This window comes from Microbacterium ginsengiterrae, from assembly GCF_014205075.1.
Classification (GTDB): Bacteria; Actinomycetota; Actinomycetes; order Actinomycetales; family Microbacteriaceae; genus Microbacterium; species Microbacterium ginsengiterrae.
Genome location: NZ_JACHMU010000001.1, coordinates 1031051 through 1052636 on the forward strand (window position 1 = coordinate 1031051; position 21586 = coordinate 1052636).

Below are 21586 nucleotides of genomic sequence, written 5' to 3' on the forward strand. Positions count from 1 at the left end.
CCGGGCGGGCGGCGCTGCCCGTACGATCGAGGGATGACCGCCTCCCCTCTCGTCCTGGTCGCCAATGCCGGCGATGGCACCGTGAGTTCCTTCCGCCTCGACAACGGACAGCTTGAGCGGCTCTCCGTGTCCGAAGGTCTCCCGGGATGTTCGACCTTCGCCGTGGACGCTGCCCGCGACATCGTCCACGCCGCGGTGAAGGGGGAACCAGCCGGGATCCTCACCCTCTCGCTGGATCGGGAGAGCGGACAGCTGACGCCGAAGTCCCGGATGGATCTTCCTGCCGGCGGCATGAACTATCTGGCGCTCACGAAAGATGGCGCCGGGCTGCTCGGCGCCTCTTATGGCGGCGGATACGGCATCAGTTGCCCGGTGACCGGCGGCGTCGTCGGCGAGCCCGTTTCCCGGATCGAGTTCCCCAACCTGCACTCCGTTCTCCCTTCCGCTGACGGCCGGTTCGCGTATTTCGTCTCGCTCGGAGCAGATCTCGTGGCGCAGTACGCCTTGTCGGCGGACCTTCGACTTGTACCGCTCGCCCCCGAGACGGTCGCAGCTCCAGCGGGAAGTGGCCCGCGGCATCTGATCCTCAACGATGCGCAGGATGCGGTGTACGTGCTCACCGAGTTCTCCGGGGAGGTGCTGCACTACAGCCGCGACACGGTCACCGGCGCTCTGGAGTTCCGCGACGTCGCGACCGCCTATGACACGACGGCCGGGCTCGGCCACAGCGTGTTCGGCGCCGACCCTCTCGAGCACCACTACATCTGGGGTGCGGATCTGCACGCGAGCGCGGACGAGCGCAGTCTCTGGGCGTCTGAACGTACAGAGAGCACCCTGGGCGCGGTGACCGTCGGCGGCGACGGGTCGTTGACCGCCCCCTCGCGCTTCACGGTCACCGAGACGCAGCCTCGAGGGTTTGCGATCAGCCGCGACGGGGCCTACCTCGTCGCGGCTGGTGAGAAGTCGACGACCGTCTCGCTGTACGCAGTACACGATGACGACCTCGAGCTCGTCCAGCGCATCGAGACGGGCAACGGGGCGAACTGGGTCCGCTTCGTCTGAGCGGAACCGGTTCGCCCCGTCGCACCGGTCGACGCGACCTCTTATTTCAGTCCGGCCATCTTGATGTTGCCGATGATCTGGCGTTGGAAGATGAGGAAGAGGATCACGACCGGCGCCGCCGCCAGCACTGATCCGGCCATCAACAGGCCCAGCTCGGTCGACCGCTCAGAGCGGAAGGTCGCGAGGTACTGCTGGACGACGAAGCGCTCCGGTGACGTGATCGTCATGATCGGCCACACGTAGGAGTTCCAGTAGGCGAGGAACGAGGTGATCCCCATCACCACGAACGGCGGTTTCGACAGCGGAAGGAAGATCCGCACGAAGATCGCGAACCGTCCGCAGCCGTCGAGCATCGCGGCCTCTTCCAGACTGGCGGGGATGTTCAGGTAGAACTGGCGGATGAAGAAGACGGTCGCCGCCGCCGCCGCGCCCGGAACCACGAGCACGGCGAGCGTGTCGAGCATCGACAGGCGGGTGACGACGATGAAACTCGTCAACAGGATCGTCATGCCGGGGATGAACATCGTGGTGATGACGATCGTCCAGATCGTCCGCTTGAACCGGAAGTCGAGGCGAGCGAACGCGTAGGCCGCGAGCGAGTTGATGGTCAGACTCAGCAGGGTGAACAGGACCGCGCCGAGAAACGTCCACCCCATCGTGAGGGTGAAGGTCGGATCAGCGAGGATCTGGGCGTAGTTCTCCCATTTCCACACCTCGGGGAAGAACTGGAAAGGCGTCTGGATGACCTCGGTCTTCGCCTTGAAGCCGGCGATGACCATCCAGGCCAACGGGAAGAGCGCGGCGACGAGGAACAGGGCCCCCGCGAGCACTTTGCCGATGAGGACGATCCACGAGCCGGGGGTGCGCGGCAGCCGGGGTTGCTTGGGCTCCTTGCCCGCGAGGACGATACGAGTGGTCTCCTGCATGGAGGTCATGTCAGTCCACCAGCCTCTCCGAGTTGACGAACCGGAACACGACAGCCGACACGGTACCGAGGACGACGAACATGAGCAGCGCCGCCGCGATCGAGTAGCCGACGTTGATGTCGTTGCGGAAGTGATTGAAGATGAACAGGTTCGGCAGCATGGTCGAATCGAGCGGACCGCCGTTGGTCATGACGAGCGGGAGCTCGAACTGCTGGATCGCTGCGACGAATCCGGTGATCAGCAGGTAGAGGAGGATGTTCTTCATCTGCGGCAGGGTGATGTAGATGGTCTTCTGCCACCAGTTGGCCCCCTCCATCGCGGCGGCCTCGTAGAACTCCTGCGGGATGTCCACCATGGCGGCGACCATGATCAGCGAGGTGAGACCCATGCCGAGCCAGATCGCCGGCACGGCGATGGCGAGCAACGCCCATGCCGGGTCGCCGATCCATGCGATCGGGTCGATGCCGAACAACGCGAGGAACCAGTTCAGCAGTCCGCCGGAGTAGTCGTAGATCAGGACGAAGATGATCGAGGTGATGACGGACGAGATGATCGTGGGGATGTAGATGCTGACCTTGAGAACGCCTGCGAACTTCCTGCCGACGCTCACGACGAGGCTGGCGAACAGGAACGCGAGGACGAGCATCGGGGGCACCGTCATCGCGACGAAGACGAACCCTCGCCCCACCGCCGCCCAGAACAGGCGATCGGACATGACGTCAGTGAAGTTCTTCCACCCGACGAATTCCGGCTCCTTGTAGAAGCTCCAGTCCTGGAATGAGAGATAACCTGCGTAGATCGCCGGCCAGATCACGAAGATCCCCAGCAGGATCAGGACCGGGAGAAGGAACAGGTAGGCGACCTTGTTGTCGCGGTACTTGTATCGATCCGGGTTCCTCTGCTGCGGCGCATCCTCTCGGTTCTGTGCTCTGCTCGGCGTCACCGTCTGCGTGACCATTTACCCACCTCGTCGTCGGTTCGGACGCGTACTTCGGGGGCCGGCGTCGGCCGGCCCCCGAAGTGGTCGACATCAGTTGCTGGGCGCCTTGTCCGCAAGGCCGTCTCGGTCGATCACGGTCTGGATCGCCTGCTCGGCGGTCTTGATCGCGTCATCGGTCGAGGCGGATCCCTTCATGACGGACTCGAAGGCAGTCCCCACTGCGAGCGAGACATCCCAGGGGTAGGTCGGCTCGGGGATGGCAGTGGGTGCGATGTCGTTGACGATGACATCCGACCACGGGGCGTCCGCGGCGGCGCTGTCGTCGGCGACGGCATCCTGGACCGACTGACGGACGGGCACCTTCGTGAACTGCGTGTCCACGAAGAAGGGGACGAGGTTCTCCGGGTCGCCGGCGATGGCCCAGCTGAGGAACTCCCCGGCCGCCTCCGCGTTCTTCGACTTCGCGTCCACGACCCACTTGAAGTTGCCCAGGGTCGTGGCCGTCCGGCCGTCCGCTCCCGGTGCGTTCGGGAACGCGCCGATGCCCGTCGAGCCGAGCAGGTCGGGGTAGTCCGACCCGACCTCGGACATCATCCACGAGCCGGACACCTTGAAGGCGACCTTCTCCTCACCGAAGTCCTTGGCCTCGACATACGCGGCGAGGGGCTGCTTGGGCATGTAGCCGTTGTCCCACAGCGCCTTGTACTGCTCCATCATCGCGCGATAGCCGTCGTCGTCGATGTTCGGGGCGGTCCAGTCGTCATTGAGCGCGGTGTGTCCGGTGAAGTTGTACTGCTGGCCGACGGAGGACCACGCGAACGTGGGAGCGTCCTGAGCCGGCGAGATGCAGTACTGGCCGCCCTCGAGCGTCGGAGCGATCTTCTCGCAGGCCGCCATCAGCTCTTCCCAGGTCTCCGGACCGTTCTCCGCGTCGACACCCGCGGCCTCGAGGATGTCCTTGTTCCAGAACAGCACCGTCTGGGGCTCGAGGAGGAGCGGATACGCATAGAAGGTGCCGTCGAGTTCGGAGACGGGCTTGGCTGCATCGATGATCTCGGCGAGGGCGTCCTCGGGGACGATCGAGTCGAGGTCGTGCAGCTGGCCGGCGTTTACGGCGTCCTGGATGCTGCCCGAGTGCGTGTAGACGTCAGGGGCCTTGCCCGCGGCCTGGGCGGCCTTCATCTTCTGGTCCCATGCGTCCGCCGGCACCTCGGTGTCGACGACCTTGATCTCGTCCTGCGACTCGTTGAACTGCTTGACGATGTTCGCGTACCACTCGTTCTCGACCGGGGTGAAGGTGCGATGCCAGAACTGGATGGTGGTGACGCCGTCCTCTCCTGCGCCGTCGCCGGCGGCTTCGCCCGGTGTGCTGGAGCCGCAACCGGCAAGAAGTCCGGCCGCGGTGACCGCGCCAAGCGCGGACAGCGCGATCCGCCTTCTGCGAGATGTGTTGATTGCCATGAGTTCCTCCTCAGGAACGCGATTCGACATCGAATCGATGCTGTTCGGCTGGTGCCATGGGCCGGGCCGACGGGTCGTCGTCGACCGGGTAGAGGCCACGTTAGACGAAATCGATTTCAACCACAAGAGAGGCGGGGCGGAACTCTCCGCACCCGCCTCTCGACGCGCGTCCGAGGTCAGCTCACACGCTTCCGGCGGAGCAGCAGCGCCAGCGATCCTGCGACGATCAGTGCGAAGCCGATGGCGATCGGGGCGATCAAGGCCCCGGCGTCACTGCCCGTCGTCGCGAGAGCATCCGCGCCGGAGTCACCACCTACATCGGGCGCCGAATCCGGAGATCCAGGGCCATCGGGGTCGGTCGGCGAACCTGGATCCGTCGGGTCCGGATCCGCCGGGTCGACGGGCTCGATCGGATCCATCGGGTCGGTCGGCTCCGTGGGATCGGTCGGATCCGTCGTTCCCGTCGGATCCGATCGGACCAGCGCGAGGTCATCGATCTGGACCCAGCGATCGCCGTTCAGGACAGTTCCCACGAACACCTCTAGACGTGTTGACACCCCCGAGTTGAATTCGATTTCGAAGCGCTCGTACGGAACGACGGCGGTGAACTCCTTCACGGCCAGCGTCGCCGCACCGGGGCCCACCTCACGCACGCCGAAGAAACCCTGTGCGTCCACGCCGCCGGTGACGACGAAGCCTGAGAAGACGTAGTCGGTGTTCGGCGACACGTCGACCGGCTGATGCACGTCCAGGGCCCCTGTCGTCCCGCGCATCCAGGCCTGGCGGCTGCCTGCGTACGACCAGGCGTGGTTGGTGTCGATCCCGCAGTTCCCGTTGCACCCCCACGGAGCCGTCATGGTCGCATTGCGCTCGAAGCTCGGGTCCCGCAGAAGGTTCGGATTGACGAGGCCGCCCTCTTCGTCGAGCTGAACGCGGATGAGGAAGACGTTGTAGGGGTCCCATTGCGAGAGGGCGATGTAGAGGTCCGAACCCGAGGACCACGGGTGGATGTATCCACCGTAAAGGCCCGGGTAGTCGAACGAGTTCGCGATCCCCTCTCCCTCGGTCCACGGCCCTTCCGGGCTGTCGGCGGTGCGCAACAGCATCGTCCCGTCCGCCTTGCCGTCCAAGGTGACCATGAGCCACTTGCCGGTGTGCTCGTTGAACTGTACGGACAGCTCCGAGTTCATCGGGGGCACGATGGCTTCAGCGGCTGTGCCGTCGCCTGCACTCCAGTCGGATCCGTCCCAGTAGCGCCATGCGGACTTGTCGAGCATGGCGCCCTCCTCGACACGCGCCACGTGCACAGCGCCGAGTCGCCCATTGGGCGTTCCGAACATGTAGACGTAGCCGTCGCGCTTCTCGAAGGCGACCATCTGGAAGGGATGTTGCGGACCGTCCGGATCGTCCCACTGTGACGCCGTCGCCGTGTTCGTCCAGGTGGGTCCGTCCGTGGAGCTCCACGTCTCGCCGTTGTCGTCCGAATAGGCGATTCGACTGAAATTCGTCCACCACTGCCCTGCCGGCCCCCACTCTTTCACCGACATGAAGGCCATGTACTGACGATCGCCGACCGCGATGCCCGCCGTCGGGATGGTCGTCATCTCGTCGCCGGAGATCTTCTTCGAGGGGATGAGCTCACCGGCATGGCCCGGGCGATCCTCCACGGCCGAGTCGAAGGACATCCCGTCGGAGAGGTCGCTGTCCACGGATCGGAGAAGTGCGTTCGAGCGCCAGTCGCCCCCGCCGCCGCCCGGTCCGCCCCACTCGCCGAACGTATCGCCGAGCGCCGTGAGCACCTCGCCGGAGCCGTTGTCCCACATGACCCCGAGGTCTGTTCCGGTCACCGCCCAGCGATCGGCGGTGTCGGTGGTCGCACTGGCCCCGGTCATCTGGGCGATCATGACTGCGGGCGATGGCGGCAACGGCTCGGCCGCAGCGGCACCGGCGGCGCTCGCGCCGGAGGCTGCGAGCAGCAGACTCAGGGCGCCGGCGAGCCTGAAAGGCGCTCGTCTTCGAGCGGATCGAGGAGAGGCGGATGGTGTCACGTCGTTCCTTTCGACAGGCTGCGCCCACCAGAGGGCCGCGATCGCAGTGCACGGCGTGACGGACGGAGCGAGAGACAGCGGCGCGGGCCGACGGACTGCTTCGTCCGACGAACTGAAACCGATTTCAGGTCACCTTAGGCGTGCACGGGCAGTGCGTCAAGGCTTCGTCATCGCGTACCTCGTGCGAACTGGACACCTGCGGTCCGCCGACGCCTCGCCCCGCCGCCGCGCCACGACTCCAGTGCTCGGGGGATGGCGAAACCGATTTCAATCCGTTACCGTGTCCGTCATACCCCACCGCCGCGTCGAAAGGTCCTCCGTGCGCACCGATCGAGCTCCGACACCGGAAGCCACCCCCGCAATCGTGGAAGGCCGCTGGGTGCGCCCGCCCGACGCCGCACCGGCCGAGCCACGTTGGGGCCACGCCGACGGTCTCCAGATCGGGATCCATCCTCTCCCGGGTCCCCGTGGCCTCTTGAGAGTGTTCACCCCCTATCTCGACCACCCTCGTGACCGCCTGGTCAACTTCATCGCAATCGAGCCGATGACCGCCGACAGCCCACGCCGGGGCTACTCCGAGCTCGAACCGAGCGCTCTCGACGAAGGCGCGAACGGAAAACGGTTCTGGTCGGTGGACGCCCCGCATGACTCCTCACCTCGCGATCCACTCGTTCCGGCTCGCGGAGTCGTCGAGCACGTCGACGGCGTCGAATGCCTGACGGTCTGGATCGGCGTGGAGCGCTTCGAGAACGGCGCGAATGTCCGCGTTCGACTCCGCTTCCGCGCCGACCGCAGCCACGAGGTCGAACTCTCCGGATTCACCGCAGGAGGATCCGCGCCGCTACGGAGCCTCATCCTCACGGCCACGATGGGCAACTGGGCACGGCTGAGACGGCTGCACCTCGCCGACCGGGTCGTGACGACCTCTCAGCTGTGGCCCGATCACTCCGGCACGGGGTTCACGCAGCACGGCCGATTTCCGCTCGCCGAACTCGAACGTGACGGGCACGCGGCGATCGTCCGCGCCACGGGGGACGAGACCGACCCGACGTCGGTGGAGTACGCCGAGGACACTGCGGCCCATTGGCGCTTCCTCGGCCGCCGGGCCGAGCAGGCCTGGCGAGTCGACGACCCGCATCCTGACCTCGAAGCGCTCGTCAACGCCCGCTGGTCCTACTGGGCCAGCGCCTCACCGATCCCGGGCGGTCCGGCATTCGAGAACTTCGAGATCGTCGAGCCGTTCCGCCAGGGGGCGTCGTACCGCTTCACCGTCGAGCCCATCGACTGAGCCCGGTCCGACTCAGCGGTGCTTCTCGACCACCCGGCGCACATCGGCGCGCTGGGCATCGGTCGGCTCGGCGATCGCCATGCGGCAGTGCGTGTCGGTGACTCCCAGGACGCGATACCCCTCCTTCATCCGCGCCATGTCGCCTCCGATCAGTGAGACGACCTCGTCGACGTCGGCCTGCGCGGCGGCGATCGCAGCGGCATCGCCGGAACGTCCGGCATACGCCAGCGCACGGAAGGGCTTGGGCGTGACTGACGAGACGCCGGAGACCACTCCCTGCGCGCCGGCGTCGACGGCGGCGATGAGGTCACGGTCGGCACCGGTGTACAGGTCGAAGTCATCCGGGACGACTGCACGGTAGGCCGCGATGTCCTCGAGCGACAGCTCGCTGATCTTCGCGCCGACGATGTTGGGCAGCTGAGCGAGCCGCACGAGGAGTTCGGGCGTGACGGGGTTACCACTGCGCGCGGGGTAGATGTAGACGTACAGACGCCCGTCGCCGACGGCATCCGACACCGCCTGGAAGTAGTCGAAGATCGCGTCATCGCTGGACCGGAGGTAGTACGGAGTGAGCGCCGCGAACTCTGTCACCCCGAGGTCCCGCGCGATGTGGGTGAGCCGGACGGCCTCGAACGCGCTGGGGCGACCGACGTGCACGATCACGCGCATCCGATCGGCGAGCTCCTCCACCGCCGCCTCGACGAGTGAGGAGAACTCCGCCGCGTCGACCGCCGGGAACTCGCCGGTCGTCCCGAGCACGAAGGCTCCTTCGTTGCCGGACTGCCCCACGAAGCGGAAGATCGCGCGCGATCCGTCGACGTCGAGGCTCCCGTCGGAATGGAATGCGGTGGGGATCGCGGTGAGGATGTCGTACCGGGTCACTTCTTCTTCTCCTTGGACTTCTTCTTGTCGATGCTGCGCACGGTCGAGGTGAGCAGGTCGGGGTTCGCCGCGAGCTCCTCGTGCGCCTTCGAGATCTGGGTGAGGCTTTCGGTGTCGAGCACGGAATCCGCGAACGACGCCCGTTCGGCCCGCGGCTTGCGGGCGGCGCGGATCGCCGGCATCACGATGGACAGTACGGCGAGCGCGAGCAGCACGATCGCGATGGGGCTGACGACCTCGAAGAACGGACGGGTCGGCAGGATCGCGAGTGTGCGGGCGAGGTTCTCCTCGGCGAGCGGACCGAGCAGCAGGCCGAGCACGACCGGGCCCGCCGGCACCTGCATGCGCTTGAGCAGCACACCGATGACGCCGAACACGAGCATGGTCACGACGGTCGACAGGCTGTTCGAGGTCGCGTAGGTGCCGATGACGCAGAAGATGAGGATGCCGCTCCACAGATACGGCTGCGGAACGTCGAGGAGCTTGACCATCCCCTTCATGCGCACGAGGCTGAGCCCGAGCGAGAGCAGGGTGGCCACGAGCATGATCCCGACGATGGACACGACGAGGTCGGGGCGGTCCGTGAACAGCGTCGGCCCCGGCGTGATGCCCCAGATGATCATCGACCCGATCATCACGGCCATCACGGAGTCGCCAGGAATGCCGAGGGCCATGGTCGTCGTCAGCGATCCGCCGAGCGTCGCGCTGGAGGCGGTGTCGGATGCCGCGACACCCTCGATCGACCCCTTGCCGAACTCCTCGGGCTGCTTGGACGCCTTGCGTGCCCGCTCCCACCCGATGAGGCCGGCGATGTCACCACCCGCGGCGGGGATGAGCCCGACGCCGAGGCCGACGGCGCCACCGACGGCGGTCGCCCGACCGCTCTGCTTGAGCTCCGCGCGGCTGGGCCACCAGCGACCGAGGCTCGAGATGGGGCGCACCTTCGATGCGCGGTGCGTGAGCAACTGGTCGAACAGTTCGGCGATGCCGAACAGCCCGATGATGACGGCGATGAAGTTCACGCCCTCGACGAGCTCGAGTACCCCGAAAGTGAAGCGCTTGTCAGCGGTGGCGGCATACGTGCCCACCGTGCCGAGCATGAGGCCGAACACTCCGGCGATGATGCCCTTGAGCATCGACTTCGACGAGATGCCGATCATGATGGCGATGCCGAAGATGACGAGGGCGAACAGCTCGGGAGACTTGAAGTAGTCCCTCGCGAAGCTCGCGATCGGCACGGCGGCGACCGCGAAGAGCACGAGAGAGGCGAGGATGCCGACGGCCGACACGATCGCGGACATCGTCAGGGCGAGCCCTGCCCTGCCCTGCTTCGCCATCGGATACCCGTCGAGAGTGGTGGCGATGGATGCCGGTGTTCCTGGCGTGTTGATGAGGATCGACGGCACGCGGTCGCCGAAGTTCGCCGCGACGTAGATCGTGAGCAGGACGGCGAGGCCCTGCACGGGCTCCAGGGTCATCGTGAAGCCCGCGGCGAGGGCGACGGCCATGGTCGCGGTGATCCCGGGGAACGCCCCGACCATGAAGCCGAGCACGAGACCCACACCCATGTAGAGCAGGATCGAGACGTCGAGGAGCGAGTTGAGCCCCTCCATCAGCGGGGTCATAGCGGAATCCTCAGAAGCATGCCGAACACGACGTAGATGAACGCCGTCACGGCGACGGTGTAGATGACCAGGCTCAGCCAACGACGGTGCCCATAGACGAGCATGAGAGCGGCCATGAGCAGAGCGGCCGCGATCGGGAACACCTCGATGCGGTAGCCGAAGACGATGACCGACCCGAGCGACCAGACGGCGATGAAGACCCCGGCGATCGCGATCGTGGCGATCACGCGCACGACACCGCCGGGCTGTATCCGCTCGAGGTCGTCGCGCCCCGGGGCAGGACGAGTGATGGCGATCGCGAGGATGGCGATCGCGACGACGACTCCCGTGACGCCGAGGACCAACGGCCAGAAGCGTGCATCGATCTGACCGGGAGCGGCCTCTCGCCGAAGGTCGATCTGGGTGGACAGTGCCAGGTAACCGGCGGTGATGGCCAGAGCCACGGCGCCGAAGGCGATCTCGAGCGGGCGGGAAGAGGTCGCGCCCTGATACTCGTCGCCTTGTACGACTTCGGGAGAGGACATGTGATTCCTTCGGAGACGAGGATGCGCGGGCCGGGTCTCCCCGGCCCGCGCGAGGGATCAGCCGAGCAGATCCTGGAACAGTGCGAACTGATCCTCGACGAACTTCGTGAACTCCTTCGAGTCGCGGTACACGACGAGGTTCCCGGCATCCGCCTGGAACTGCTGGTAGCTGTCGGACTCGACCGCTTCCTTGATCGCCGATTCGAGCGTGTCGCGCACGTCGTCCGGCAGGCCGGCGGGAGCGTAGATGCCGCCCCATCCGCCGAAGATCAGCTCGGTTCCGATGGCCTCTTCTGCAGTCGGGACATCCGGTGCGTCCGGGTGGCGCTCGTCGTTCATCACGGCGAGGATACGGACCGCGCTGCCCTGCGACAACGCCTCGCCGAGGCCGGACACGGCGGCGACGGTCTCACCGGATGCAGCAGCGGCGACCGCAGGGGCTCCACCGTCGTACGGAACGGGCGTGACCTCTCCGCCGGTCTCGGCGCCGAAGGCGACGCTGGCCGCCTCCCAGATGGATCCGGCGCCGGAGTTGGCGATCGTGATGGGCGCGCTCTTCGACTGCGCGACGAGGTCGTCGAGCGTCTCGATGTCGCTCGACGCGGAGACGGTGATGACGCCGGGGGCGAGCATGATCTGACCGAGGAGGTCGTAGTTCTCCGGGAGAACGTCGGCGTCCTGGGTGGTGTTGAGCATCGCGATCTCGACGGGACCGAAGCCGATGACGTAGCCGTCGGGCTCCTGCTCGGCGACGTACTCCATCGCCAGCGCCCCGGCTGCACCGGGCATGTTCTCGGGGATCACGCTGACGTCGAGGATTCCCTCGAGTTCGGTCGCGAGCGCGCGCGATGACAGGTCGGAACCGCCACCAGGGTTCGCCTGGATGATCAGGCGGATGTCCTTCTCGGGGAAGGACGACTCGGCGTCACCGCCCTCATCGACCTTCGTGCATCCGGACATGACCAGCGCGGCGGCCGTGAACACGGCGGCGGCTGCCAGGGCGCGATTCGTGCGCTTGATGGACATCTTTGCTCCTCTTTGAGTGCAGGGGGTACCTAACCGACGGGGCGAGCGTAGCATCGTTCACTGTTGACAGTCAACAGTGAACGATGGGCGCACGAATCGAAGCGCCAGGGGTCGGTGGATCAGCGGGTCCGGAGGTCGCGTGCCGCCGCGCCCGCGGCGGCACCGAGGAGAGCGACGTCATTGGCGGCGATGACGAAGTCGACGCCCCGGTCGAACCAGTAGCGCGCTGCGTCGCCACCGGCACAGTCCAGCCCGACAGCCGTTCCTGCCGCGTGACTGCGCTCGACGACATGCTCGATCATGGTGTGCACCTCCGTCGACTCGGCGAACGTGTGACGCCCGAGCCCTGCGCTGAGCGAGAGGTCGTTCTGCCCGATGTAGACCGCGTCCACATCCGGCACGGCGGCGATCGCATCGATGTCGCGGTACGCCTCCGCCGTCTCGATCATCACGATGCACGCCGCAGCGCTGTCCCCATGCTCGTGGTCGGGAACGTCGTCGCGAAGCCCCTGCCAGAGCGGCCCCCAACTCCTGATGCCGCCGGGGGCGTAGTGACAGGCACTCGCCGCCGCCGCGGCCTCAGCGGCGTCGTTGACCATCGGAACGATCACGGCCTCAGCACCGAGATCGAGGGACCGCATGATGAGATCCGGCGTGTTCCACGGCACGCGCACGACAGGCGACGCACCCTGGTGCCGGACCGCATCGACGAGCGGTGCGGCCGACGCCATCGTGGAATAGCTGTGCTGGAGGTCGATGGTGATGAAGTCGAAGCCCGCCCTCGCCATCACCTGCGTCGTGATCGGATCATCCAGGAACACCCACGCGCCGCTCATCCGATCCCTGCGCTGGAGGGACTGCCGGAACCCGCCCATCAGTCCGAGGACTTCTCTGCGACGGTGGCCCGCCACGCCTCGAGCATGCGAGCGCGAGACCCGTCGAGATGATCGGCCAGCTCGGTGAGCACGGCAGCGCTGTCGCCGCCCTCGATGAGATCGAGCAGCAGTGCGTGGCGCGCGGTGGTCTCATGCAGGTCGTCGTCCACGAGGACGGTCACCCGAAGCAGAGCCATGGTGATGGGCTCGTACTGACGCCACACGGCGGCGAGTCTCCGGTGTCCGGAGAGGTCGCACAACATGCTGTGGAAGATGACATCGACGCGCGCGAACTCGTCCGAATCACCGGCATCCGCCGCCTTCTTCATCGCGTCGACGACCGCGCGAAGGGCGACGAGATCAGGCATCTCCTCGAGAGCCATCGTCATCGACATCGCCAGCGACTCCAGCGCACTGCGCAACGAGTAGAGCTCGTTGATGTCGCGCTCATCGAGACTCTGGACCAGATACCCCTGCCCCTGCTTGGCGATGAGCCCCTCCGCCTCGAGCACGCGGAAGCCGTCGCGCACCGGGCCACGACTGACGTTGAGCGACTCCGCGAGCTCCGTCTCGACGAGTCGGTCACCCTCGCGCATCTCGCCACGGACGATCGCGTCGCGGATGTGGTTCGCCACCTGAGTGCCGAGCGCTTCGCGCACCACCTTCACCGGTTGAAGTCTGTTGGCCACGCCGCTCTCCGCCCCTGGATGCTGTCTACAGTTAACAGTCGTTGAAACAGACTAGCGCACCATCTCCGGCAGGCGAAGGGGAGCACGGCAGGAGCCGCGCCCCCCTTCGGTCATCTCAGCCCGCGGTGGCGTTCTCGTAAGCCCGCATGGCCGCCTCCTGCGCGTCGGCGAGCGCCTCTTCCGGCGTCTTGTCTCCGAGCAGTGCCGCCGTGACGGCATTGTTCAGCTCGTTCTGGATCTCCTGACCCGCCGGCGACGACCCGAACGACTGGCCGTAGTCGACGACATCGTAGAACGTCGAGATGACCTGATCGAATCCGGCGTCACCCGTCTCGGTCACGAACTGCTCGCGGATCTCCTGGTCCGCCGCTGGAGATCCTGTGAACAGCCCGGTGTTGAGCCCACCGTCGGTCTCGAGCGTCTGCGCCCTGGCGTCCCCGGCCGCCATCCACGCGTCATCCGACGTGAGGTTGATCATCCACGCACAGGCCGCCGCGGGGTTCGCGGCGCCCACTGGGATCACGAACGCCGTGCCGGATGCCACGGAGAACGGCTCCCCGTCGGCGTCACGGAACGGCACGGCTTCGATGTCGATCTGATCGGCATACGGCCCGAGAACGTTCGGATACCACTGCGCGTTGACCTGCGCTCCCACCTGACCGGCGACATATTGGTTGTTGTCCCCAAAGGTGTCGAACGAGTCGGTGAAGCTTTTGACCGCTGCGAACCCGCCCTGCGCGTCGGTGATCCGCTTGAGCATCTCGATACCCGCGACGTTGCTCGGGTCGTCGAGCGTCGGGGCGCCATCGGCGTCGTTCAGCTGCCCGCCCATCCCAAGGATCCACAAGCCGGACTGTCCTGTCGCGACCGCAGGCTGTAAATCATCGCCCCGGCAGTGAAGATCAGGAAGCCGGCGATCCACGGCAGGATGAAGAGATATCCCGCGACCGCCTCGCGCTTGTTGTAGCGCTCTCTTGTCCTGCGCACACGCGACTTCGTCACCATCAGAGCCTCCTGACCGCGCACCCGAGCCCGGCAATCGGGATGCTAGAACTCGATGCGCTGCTTCTCAGCGGGGCTTGCGCGCGCGGCACTTGTGTGCGTGGTCGGCCCTGGCGGCAGAAGTTGCACGCGCTAGCACAATCGCCGCCCTCTCCGCACCCCCTGGAGCAGCCGGGACCGTCCTGAAACCATCGACGTATGCGCATCCTTCCTGACGACTCTCCCCTGCTCCTGACGCGCGGATACGGCTTCGGCGCACACATCTGGAAGCGCGTGCGGGACGGTGCGCGTTCCGCACCCATGCGACTCCTCGGCGACGACACGGTCTTCGTGCGTGGTTCGGAGGGCGTCGACGTCTTCTACGACGACACCCTCGTCGCTCGCCATGGCGCGATGCCCGCGTTCATCCAGGAGTCGCTGTTCGGCCACGGCTCGGTGCACAGCCTCGACGGAGGCGCGCATCGGCACCGCAAGGCGACCTTCGTCGACGTCGCCTACGAGGACAGGCAGGTCGAGCGCCTGCTGCCCCTGCTGGAGAACGAGTGGCAGTCGGAGCTCGACGACTGGATCGCCGGCGGGGAACGGACCGCATATGACGCCGCCGTCGGCGGGTTCGGCAGGTCGATCATGCAGTGGGCCGGGACCCCCGGGACGCGGGCGGCGCGCACTCGTTGGGCCGCGAGGCTCGCGCAGATCGTCGACGGATTCGGTGTTCCTTATTCACCCGAGTACCTGCTCGCCCTCCTCAACAGGAAGTGGTCCGACCGGCACACGGAGCAACTCGTCGAGGCCGTGCGTGCCGGCACCCTCGAGGCCGTAGAGGGCACCGCCCTGCACGAGTGGGCCTGGCACCGCGATCGCAACGGCGTGCTGCTCCCGGCCCGGACCGCCGGCATCGAGCTGCAGAACAGCATGCGACCGATGATCGCCGTCGCCCGTTTCGTCGCCTTCGCGGCGAAGGAACTGCACGACCGACCGGAGTGGCGCAGCCGCATCGCCGCCGAGACCACCGAGCGCGGCTCGCTCGTCGAAGGACCTCTTGCCACGGCCTTCGCCCAGGAGGTCCGCCGCACCGCGCCCTTCGTGCCGATGCTGCCGGGAAAGGCCATCGCCGATGTCGCTCTGGACGGACAGGAGGTGTCGGCCGGAGGACGCGTCGTGCTGGACATCCTCGGCACGAACACCGATGAGCGCTCGTGGGAGCGCGCGTCCGAGTTCGACCCCGAACGATTCGTGGGCGTGGACGACTACGAGGCGATCCGCGCCTTCATCCCGCACGGCGGTGCGGATGTCGCAACCGGACACCGCTGCCCGGGCGAGAAACTCGCGATCGCCGGACTCGCGGCGGCCGTGGCGGCACTGAGTGATCCCCGGGTCACGATCCTCGACTCGGGACTCGAGGTCAACCGCCGTCGCCTGCCGACCAAACCGGCATCCGGCGGCCGCGTCCGATCGGCCGAGGCCGCGCCGGCATCCCGCTGCCCGTTCCACTGAGACTGCCGACACACGGAAGAACCGCCCTCCCCGGAATGGGAAGGACGGTTCTCCATGTCGTCGCTGCGATGCGGACTATGCGTCCTCGCTGCGGATGCCGGGGCGCCACAGGACCACCTCTGTCGAGCGGCGCACGCGGCGGCCGCCGGTGACAGGGATGACCCCGGTCGCGCCGGCGGCGAAGACCCGGACACCCGGGCGGTTCTGCCGCTCGGCGCGCAGCGCACCCTCGAGGTCGAGGACCCGGCGCCGCAGCATCCGCACCTCGTCCTCCAGATCGAGCAGACGCGCGATCGCCGGCAGACTCATGCCGTCGGCCGAGAGCCTGGCGACCTCTCGGAGCTGCTCGATGTTGCGCGCCGAATAGCGACGCGATCCGCCGCGAGTGCGGCCGGGGACGACGAGCCCGATGCGGTCGTACTGCCGCAGCGTCTGCGGGTGCATACCAGCGAGCTCGGCGGCCACGGCGATCGCGAAGACAGGGGCGTCCTCCTCATCGACCATCGTGATCCCCTCCGCTCATCAACATGATCAGACCCGTGCCTTCGCCATGAGGTCGGCGCGCGGGTTCTCCTTCGGCTCCAGTTCATGGAACTTCTGCAGCGCCTCGCGTGCGGCGTCGTCGAGATGCGCGGGCACCGCCACCTGCAGCTCCACCAACAGGTCTCCGGTGCCCTTCGAGCTCTTGACCCCTCGGCCCTTCACCCGCAGGACGCGCCCGGAGGGCGTGCCGGGGGCGACGCGCAGCTTGACCACGTCTCCGCCGAGCGTCGGCACCTCGATCGTCGCCCCGAGCGTCGCCTCGGTGAAGGTGACGGGCACCGTGATGCGCAGGTTCAGCCCGTCCCTGGTGAACACCGGGTGGGGACGGACGGTGATCGACACGACGATGTCGCCGTTCTCACCGCCGTCCGGCGACGGCCGACCACGACCACGCAGCCGGATCTTCTGCCCGTTCGACACGCCGGCGGGGATCTTCACCTTGAACGGCTTGCCGTCCTCGCCCTGCAGCGTGATCGTCTCACCCTGCACGGCGGTGGCGAAGTCCAGCGTGGTGCGCGCCGTGACGTCGGCACCCTTCTGGGGGCCGCCGAAGCCGCGGAACCCGCCGCTCGGCTGACCGAATCGGCCGGAGCCGAAACCTCCGCCCTGGCCCTGGTTGAACATCGCGAAGATGTCCTCGAAGTCGGCACTCTGGCCTCGGCCGCCCTGACCGAATCGGCTGAAGACGTCCTCGAAGCCACCGGCGCCGGACCCGCCCGCCGTGAAGCGGGCGCCGGAACCCATCGCGCGGATCTCGTCGTACTCCTTGCGCTGCTCCGGGTCGGACAGCACCGAGTACGCCTCGCTGATCTCCTTGAACTTCGCCTCCGCCTTGGCATCACCCTGGTTGGAGTCCGGGTGATACTTGCGAGCGAGCTTGCGATACGCCTTCTTCAGGTCAGCGTCGCTGACGTCCTTGGAGACCCCGATGGTCTTGTAGAAGTCCTTGTCGAACCAATCCTGACTGGCCATGTATCACCGGCCTACTCTGCAGGAACGGCGACGACGACCTTCGCTGGGCGCAGTTCGACATCGTCCAGACGGTAGCCGACCTCGACCACCTCGAGGATCGTCGACTTCTCGGAGCCAGGGGTCGGCTGCTGGAAGATCGCCTCGTGATGCTGAGGGTCGAACTCCTCGCCGGGCTGGCCGTACGCGACCACTCCGAGCCGCTCGACCACCGAGCGGATCTTCTCGCCGATGGCGAAGAACGGCGTGCCCTCGGTGAGGTCACCGTGCTGAGCGGCCCGGTCGAGGTCGTCGAGCACCGGCAGGAGGCCCTTCGCCGCCTCGCCCTTGGCGCGGGCGATCTCGAGCTGTCGCTGGTCCTCGGTGCGGCGGCGGTAGTTGGCGTACTCCGCCTGCAGGCGCTTGAGGTCGTTGAGCAGCGTCGACTCGAGGTCGGCGAGGACGGCGTCCTCCGCCGCGGCCTCTCCGGTCTGCTCTGCACCGAGGATGTCGTCGACCGTCAGGTCGTCGTCCGACCCTTCGGCTGCGGCGGCCTCGGTGGAGTCGGGGTTCTGCCCGGTGTCGGGGGCATCCTGCGGCGCGGGGCCGGATGCCGTGGCATCCGACCCCTCGCCCTCAGGAACCCCGGCGTTCTCGTCGAAGTTCTTGTCCGTCATGGTTACTTCTTCTCGTCCTCGTCGTCGATGACCTCGGCGTCGACGACATCCTCCTCCTCGGAGGCGTCGCCGGCGGGAGCGTCACCCTCGGGTGCGGATGCGGCGTCGGCCTGCGACTGCGCGTAGATCGCCTCGCCGAGCTTGGTCTGCGACTCGTTCAGCTTGTCGAGAGCCGTCTTGACGGCGTCGTCGTCATCGCCGGCCAGAGCCGTCTTCAGAGCGTCGACGTCGGCCTGGACCTCGTCCTTGACCTCGGCGGGGAGCTTGTCCTCGTTCTCCTTGATCAGCTTCTCGATCGAGTACGACAGGGTCTCGGCCTGGTTGCGCTGCTCGAGTGCCTCGGCGCGGCGCTTGTCCTCGGCGGCGTTCTCCTCGGCCTCGCGGACCATGCGCTCGATGTCCTCCTTCGACAGAGAGGAACCGCCGGTGATCGTCATCGACTGCTCCTTGCCGGTGCCCTTGTCCTTGGCGGACACGTGCACGATGCCGTTCGCGTCGATGTCGAACGTGACCTCGATCTGCGGAAGGCCGCGGGGGGCCGGGGCGATTCCGGTGAGCTCGAAGGTGCCGAGCGGCTTGTTGTCGCGGGTGAACTCGCGCTCGCCCTGGAAGACCTGGATCGCGACGGAGGGCTGGTTGTCGTCCGCCGTGGTGAAGGTCTCGCTGCGCTTGGTCGGGATGGCCGTGTTGCGCTCGATGAGCTTGGTCATCCGTCCGCCCTTGGTCTCGATGCCGAGGCTGAGCGGGGTGACGTCGATGAGCAGGACGTCCTTGCGCTCACCCTTGAGGACACCGGCCTGGAGGGCGGCACCGACGGCGACGACCTCATCGGGGTTCACACCCTTGTTGGCCTCCTTGCCGGTCTCGCGCTTGACGAGCTCGGCGACGGCGGGCATACGGGTCGATCCACCGACGAGCACGACGTGGTCGATGTCGGCGACCTTGACGCCGGCCTCGCGGATGACGTCCTCGAACGGCTTCTTGGTGCGGTCGAGCAGGTCCTTGGTGAGGTCTTCGAACTTTGCGCGGGTGATCGTCTCGGAGAGCGAGACGGGGCCGGACTCGGTCAGCGACAGGTACGGCAGGTTGATGCTCGTGCTCGTCGAGGAGGACAGCTCCTTCTTCGCCTGCTCCGCAGCCTCCTTCAGACGCTGCAGGGCGATCTTGTCGCCGGAGACGTCGACGCCGCTGGTCTCCTTGAACTGCTTGATGAGGTGGTCGACGAGGCGCTGGTCCCAGTCGTCACCACCGAGGCGGTTGTCACCTGCGGTGGAGCGCACCTGGATCGTGGAGAAGTCGTCGTCCTTGCCCACTTCGAGCAGCGAGACGTCGAACGTTCCACCACCGAGGTCGAAGACGAGGATGAGCTCGTCCTCCTTGCCCTTGTCGAGGCCGTAGGCGAGCGCGGCGGCGGTCGGCTCGTTGATGATGCGGAGGACGTTCAGCCCCGCGATCTCACCGGCCTCCTTGGTGGCCTGACGCTCGGCGTCGTTGAAGTACGCGGGGACGGTGATGACGGCGTCGGTCACGGTGTCACCGAGGTAGGACTCCGCGTCGCGCTTGAGCTTCTGGAGGATGCGGGCCGAGATCTCCTGCGGCGTCCACTTCTTTCCGTCGACGTCGAAGCCCCAGTCCGTGCCCATGTGGCGCTTGACGGATGCGACGGTGCGGTCGACGTTCGTGACGGCCTGGCGCTTGGCGGTCTCACCGACGAGCACCTCGCCGTCCTTGGTGTACGCGACCACCGACGGGGTGGTGCGGAAGCCTTCAGCGTTGGCGATGACCTTGGGCTCGCCACCCTCGAGGACGCTGACGACGGAGTTCGTGGTTCCGAGGTCGATTCCTACAGCACGTGCCATGCGATTCTCCTTCTGATTGGAAGTACGTGGTTGAAGTCGGGGGCGACTCGAAAACCTGAGCCGCGATGGCTCAACTGTACTGCGGCGCATCCAATGCTGTCAAATGAACTTGATGTGCCTCGACTCAAGTTTGGTTCGGACGCTCCCCCGGCACGGCCGGTCTAGGCTGACCGGATGAACCGCTCCGCCGCGACGTCGCCCCTCGCCCGCACCGTGACCGTCGCCTGCGTCGGCGCTCTCGCGCTGACCCTGAGCGGATGCGTGTACTCCGCGATCCCGGCCGACGAGGCACCACGCCCCTCATCGAGCGCGCCGCAGGAGACGGCGGAGCCGGAGGGCGCGGAGTCCGGCGTTCCTTCAGCCCTGACATTCGACGCCGGCACCGCCCTTCCCGCCTCTGCGTACATCGAATGGGGCGACAGCCTCATGGCGGACGACGGCTGGGAGATCACCTCCCCCGACGACGGCAACGGCAGTTGGACGCACGGCACCGTCGACGGCACCTGCACCGCCCAGTTCTGGCAGGGCTTCACCGGGGACGTCGACACGGTCCCTGGTGACGACAGCGCGTCCTCGGATGCCATCCTCGCCACGCTTCTGCAGACCGACCCCGCCACGGTGACGGCACACGCGTCGGACGGCACGTTCAGTTATCAGGTGGGCGGCAACGCCGACGTCGACCACCGCCGGCTCGCGAGCGGACAGGACGACCGCAACTGGATCATGGCGGCGCGGGCGTTCACTGCGACCGGCATCGGGGTCTATCTCCTCCTCGACTGTACGGGAGGCGACGTCGAGGCCGTGTTCGCCGAGGTCGTCGACAAGAACCCGATCATCGCGTACTGAGCGACGACCGGGGATCGCTCACTTCCCGCCGGGAGGACCGATCAGGATTGACGGTCGAGCCAACCGGCGACCTCGACGGCGAGCGCAACCGGCGCATCGAGCTGGATGAGATGTCCCGCCTCCTCGATCACCGACAGCGACGCTGCGGGCAACGTGGCGCGCAGACGATGCGCGCGATCCACCGGGATCCACGTGTCCTCTGCGCCCCAGATGACATGGGTGGGCTCATCGATCACCGGATACAGAGATTCGATCTCGTCCGTGAAGCGCTCGTCGGCCTGCGCGATCTGCCGATAAAACGCCGCCTGACCGGCCTCATTGCTCCACGGTTCGACGAGCGTCGCCAACTCGTCGTCACGCAGCCCACGGTGACTGGCACCGCGGATGTACGCCTCGATCGCCCCGCGATGGACGTGCGGCGGCATCTGAGCGAACACATCGGCGTGCTGGCGGACGAGCTCGAAGAACGGCGATCCCCATGGGCTGAGAGCGACCACGTCGACAAGGCACAGCGATCGGTATCGCGCTCCGTGCAGCGTCCGGGCGCGCAGGGCGACGGCACCACCGAAGTCGTGTGCGACGACGTGCGGACGATCGAGGCCCCATGCCGAGAGCAGCGCGGCGAACAGCTCGCCCTGCTGTCCGAGATCCACCGCGTGCGCGGGGTCCATGGACGACTGCCCGTAGCCCGGCATGTCCCACAGGTGGACGGTGAAGCGAGCCGCGAGCGCATCGGCGAGCGGGCGCCACAGCGCTGAAGACCACGGCGTTCCGTGCAGAAGCACCAGAGGAGGACCGGACCCGAAACGGTCCCAGGCGACGGACCGGCCGCGCCATTCGAATCGCTCACGCAGTGCTCGAGTCGACATCC

21 protein-coding genes are annotated in these 21586 nt (G+C 66.9%); 4 read left to right on the forward strand and 17 right to left on the reverse strand.

All coding sequences use genetic code 11. The features are described 5' to 3' along the window. The first annotated feature begins 33 nt into the window (after positions 1–33). On the forward strand, positions 34–1062 hold the full coding sequence (locus HD600_RS05130; protein ID WP_184282000.1) for a lactonase family protein: 1029 nt from the start codon (positions 34–36) through the stop codon (positions 1060–1062). Positions 1063–1103: 41 nt separating this feature from the next. Here the strand turns inward: HD600_RS05130 and HD600_RS05135 are convergent, their stop codons facing one another. From HD600_RS05135 to HD600_RS15025, 4 genes are all read right to left on the reverse strand, one after another. Next, positions 1104–1997 carry a carbohydrate ABC transporter permease gene (locus HD600_RS05135; protein WP_184282002.1) on the reverse strand — a complete coding sequence of 298 codons (894 nt, stop codon included), beginning with the start codon at positions 1995–1997 and terminating at the stop codon, positions 1104–1106. 1 nt (position 1998) lies between these two features. Next, entirely contained in the window at positions 1999–2946 is a 948-nt protein-coding gene (locus tag HD600_RS05140) for a carbohydrate ABC transporter permease (RefSeq protein WP_184282005.1), read from the reverse strand. A 72-nt stretch (positions 2947–3018) separates the two neighbouring features. Further along, positions 3019–4389, reverse strand: a complete 1371-nt coding sequence (locus HD600_RS05145) for an ABC transporter substrate-binding protein (protein WP_184282006.1) — start codon at positions 4387–4389, stop codon at positions 3019–3021. Positions 4390–4565: 176 nt separating this feature from the next. Further along, positions 4566–6281: a glycoside hydrolase family 183 protein gene (locus tag HD600_RS15025; RefSeq protein ID WP_277816225.1), complete on the reverse strand. Its 1716-nt coding sequence runs from the start codon at positions 6279–6281 to the stop codon at positions 4566–4568. A 637-nt stretch (positions 6282–6918) separates the two neighbouring features. Between HD600_RS15025 and HD600_RS05155 the strand changes: the two genes are divergently transcribed. After that, entirely contained in the window at positions 6919–7725 is an 807-nt protein-coding gene (locus HD600_RS05155; RefSeq protein ID WP_338402148.1) for a hypothetical protein, read from the forward strand. A gap of 12 nt (positions 7726–7737) precedes the next feature. Here the strand turns inward: HD600_RS05155 and HD600_RS05160 are convergent, their stop codons facing one another. The 8 genes from HD600_RS05160 to HD600_RS05195 all read right to left on the reverse strand — a co-directional run bounded on the left by HD600_RS05160 (position 7738) and on the right by HD600_RS05195 (position 14351). Continuing rightward, the gene (locus HD600_RS05160; protein ID WP_144793508.1) at positions 7738–8607 is read right to left on the reverse strand and encodes a dihydrodipicolinate synthase family protein; all 870 of its coding nucleotides are present in this window, start codon (positions 8605–8607) and stop codon (positions 7738–7740) included. Then, complete coding sequence (locus HD600_RS05165; RefSeq protein ID WP_184282011.1) at positions 8604–10232, reverse strand: tripartite tricarboxylate transporter permease; 1629 nt, start codon at positions 10230–10232, stop codon at positions 8604–8606. The genes HD600_RS05160 and HD600_RS05165 overlap by 4 nt, the downstream gene beginning before the upstream one ends. Beyond that, entirely contained in the window at positions 10229–10756 is a 528-nt protein-coding gene (locus HD600_RS05170) for a tripartite tricarboxylate transporter TctB family protein (RefSeq protein ID WP_184282013.1), read from the reverse strand. The genes HD600_RS05165 and HD600_RS05170 overlap by 4 nt, the downstream gene beginning before the upstream one ends. A 57-nt stretch (positions 10757–10813) precedes the next feature. Beyond that, on the reverse strand, positions 10814–11782 hold the full coding sequence (locus HD600_RS05175) for a tripartite tricarboxylate transporter substrate binding protein (protein ID WP_184282015.1): 969 nt from the start codon (positions 11780–11782) through the stop codon (positions 10814–10816). Positions 11783–11901: 119 nt separating this feature from the next. Continuing rightward, complete coding sequence (locus HD600_RS05180) at positions 11902–12693, reverse strand: aldolase/citrate lyase family protein (RefSeq protein ID WP_184282017.1); 792 nt, start codon at positions 12691–12693, stop codon at positions 11902–11904. Continuing rightward, complete coding sequence (locus HD600_RS15160) at positions 12657–13346, reverse strand: FCD domain-containing protein (RefSeq protein WP_184282019.1); 690 nt, start codon at positions 13344–13346, stop codon at positions 12657–12659. Before HD600_RS15160 ends, HD600_RS05180 begins: the two co-directional genes overlap by 37 nt. Before the next feature lie 115 nt (positions 13347–13461). Beyond that, positions 13462–14178, reverse strand: a complete 717-nt coding sequence (locus tag HD600_RS05190; RefSeq protein ID WP_241731624.1) for a type 2 periplasmic-binding domain-containing protein — start codon at positions 14176–14178, stop codon at positions 13462–13464. Next, positions 14163–14351: a hypothetical protein gene (locus HD600_RS05195; RefSeq protein ID WP_241731625.1), complete on the reverse strand. Its 189-nt coding sequence runs from the start codon at positions 14349–14351 to the stop codon at positions 14163–14165. Before HD600_RS05195 ends, HD600_RS05190 begins: the two co-directional genes overlap by 16 nt. 195 nt (positions 14352–14546) lie before the next feature. On the opposite strand from HD600_RS05195, the gene HD600_RS05200 reads away from it, so the two are divergent. Beyond that, positions 14547–15842 (forward strand): cytochrome P450, encoded by a 1296-nt coding sequence (locus HD600_RS05200; RefSeq protein WP_184282021.1) that lies wholly within the window; start codon positions 14547–14549, stop codon positions 15840–15842. A gap of 75 nt (positions 15843–15917) precedes the next feature. On the opposite strand, the gene HD600_RS05205 is transcribed toward HD600_RS05200, so the two are convergent. The 4 genes from HD600_RS05205 to dnaK are packed head-to-tail and all read right to left on the reverse strand — an operon-like array spanning position 15918 to position 19869. Then, the gene (locus HD600_RS05205; protein WP_144795006.1) at positions 15918–16346 is read right to left on the reverse strand and encodes a heat shock protein transcriptional repressor HspR; all 429 of its coding nucleotides are present in this window, start codon (positions 16344–16346) and stop codon (positions 15918–15920) included. A gap of 27 nt (positions 16347–16373) precedes the next feature. Then, positions 16374–17357 (reverse strand): DnaJ C-terminal domain-containing protein, encoded by a 984-nt coding sequence (locus HD600_RS05210; RefSeq protein WP_144793514.1) that lies wholly within the window; start codon positions 17355–17357, stop codon positions 16374–16376. Positions 17358–17368: 11 nt separating this feature from the next. Continuing rightward, positions 17369–18010: a nucleotide exchange factor GrpE gene (locus tag HD600_RS05215; protein WP_184282023.1), complete on the reverse strand. Its 642-nt coding sequence runs from the start codon at positions 18008–18010 to the stop codon at positions 17369–17371. Positions 18011–18012: 2 nt separating this feature from the next. Beyond that, positions 18013–19869 (reverse strand): molecular chaperone DnaK, encoded by a 1857-nt coding sequence (gene dnaK, locus HD600_RS05220; protein ID WP_184282025.1) that lies wholly within the window; start codon positions 19867–19869, stop codon positions 18013–18015. A 174-nt stretch (positions 19870–20043) separates the two neighbouring features. Here dnaK and HD600_RS05225 point away from each other — a divergent pair, with 174 nt between their 5' ends. After that, on the forward strand, positions 20044–20715 hold the full coding sequence (locus tag HD600_RS05225; RefSeq protein ID WP_184282028.1) for a hypothetical protein: 672 nt from the start codon (positions 20044–20046) through the stop codon (positions 20713–20715). Between the two features lie 41 nt (positions 20716–20756). Here HD600_RS05225 and HD600_RS05230 read toward each other — a convergent pair whose 3' ends face one another. Further along, positions 20757–21584, reverse strand: a complete 828-nt coding sequence (locus HD600_RS05230) for an alpha/beta fold hydrolase (RefSeq protein ID WP_144793525.1) — start codon at positions 21582–21584, stop codon at positions 20757–20759. Positions 21585–21586 lie beyond the last annotated feature (2 nt).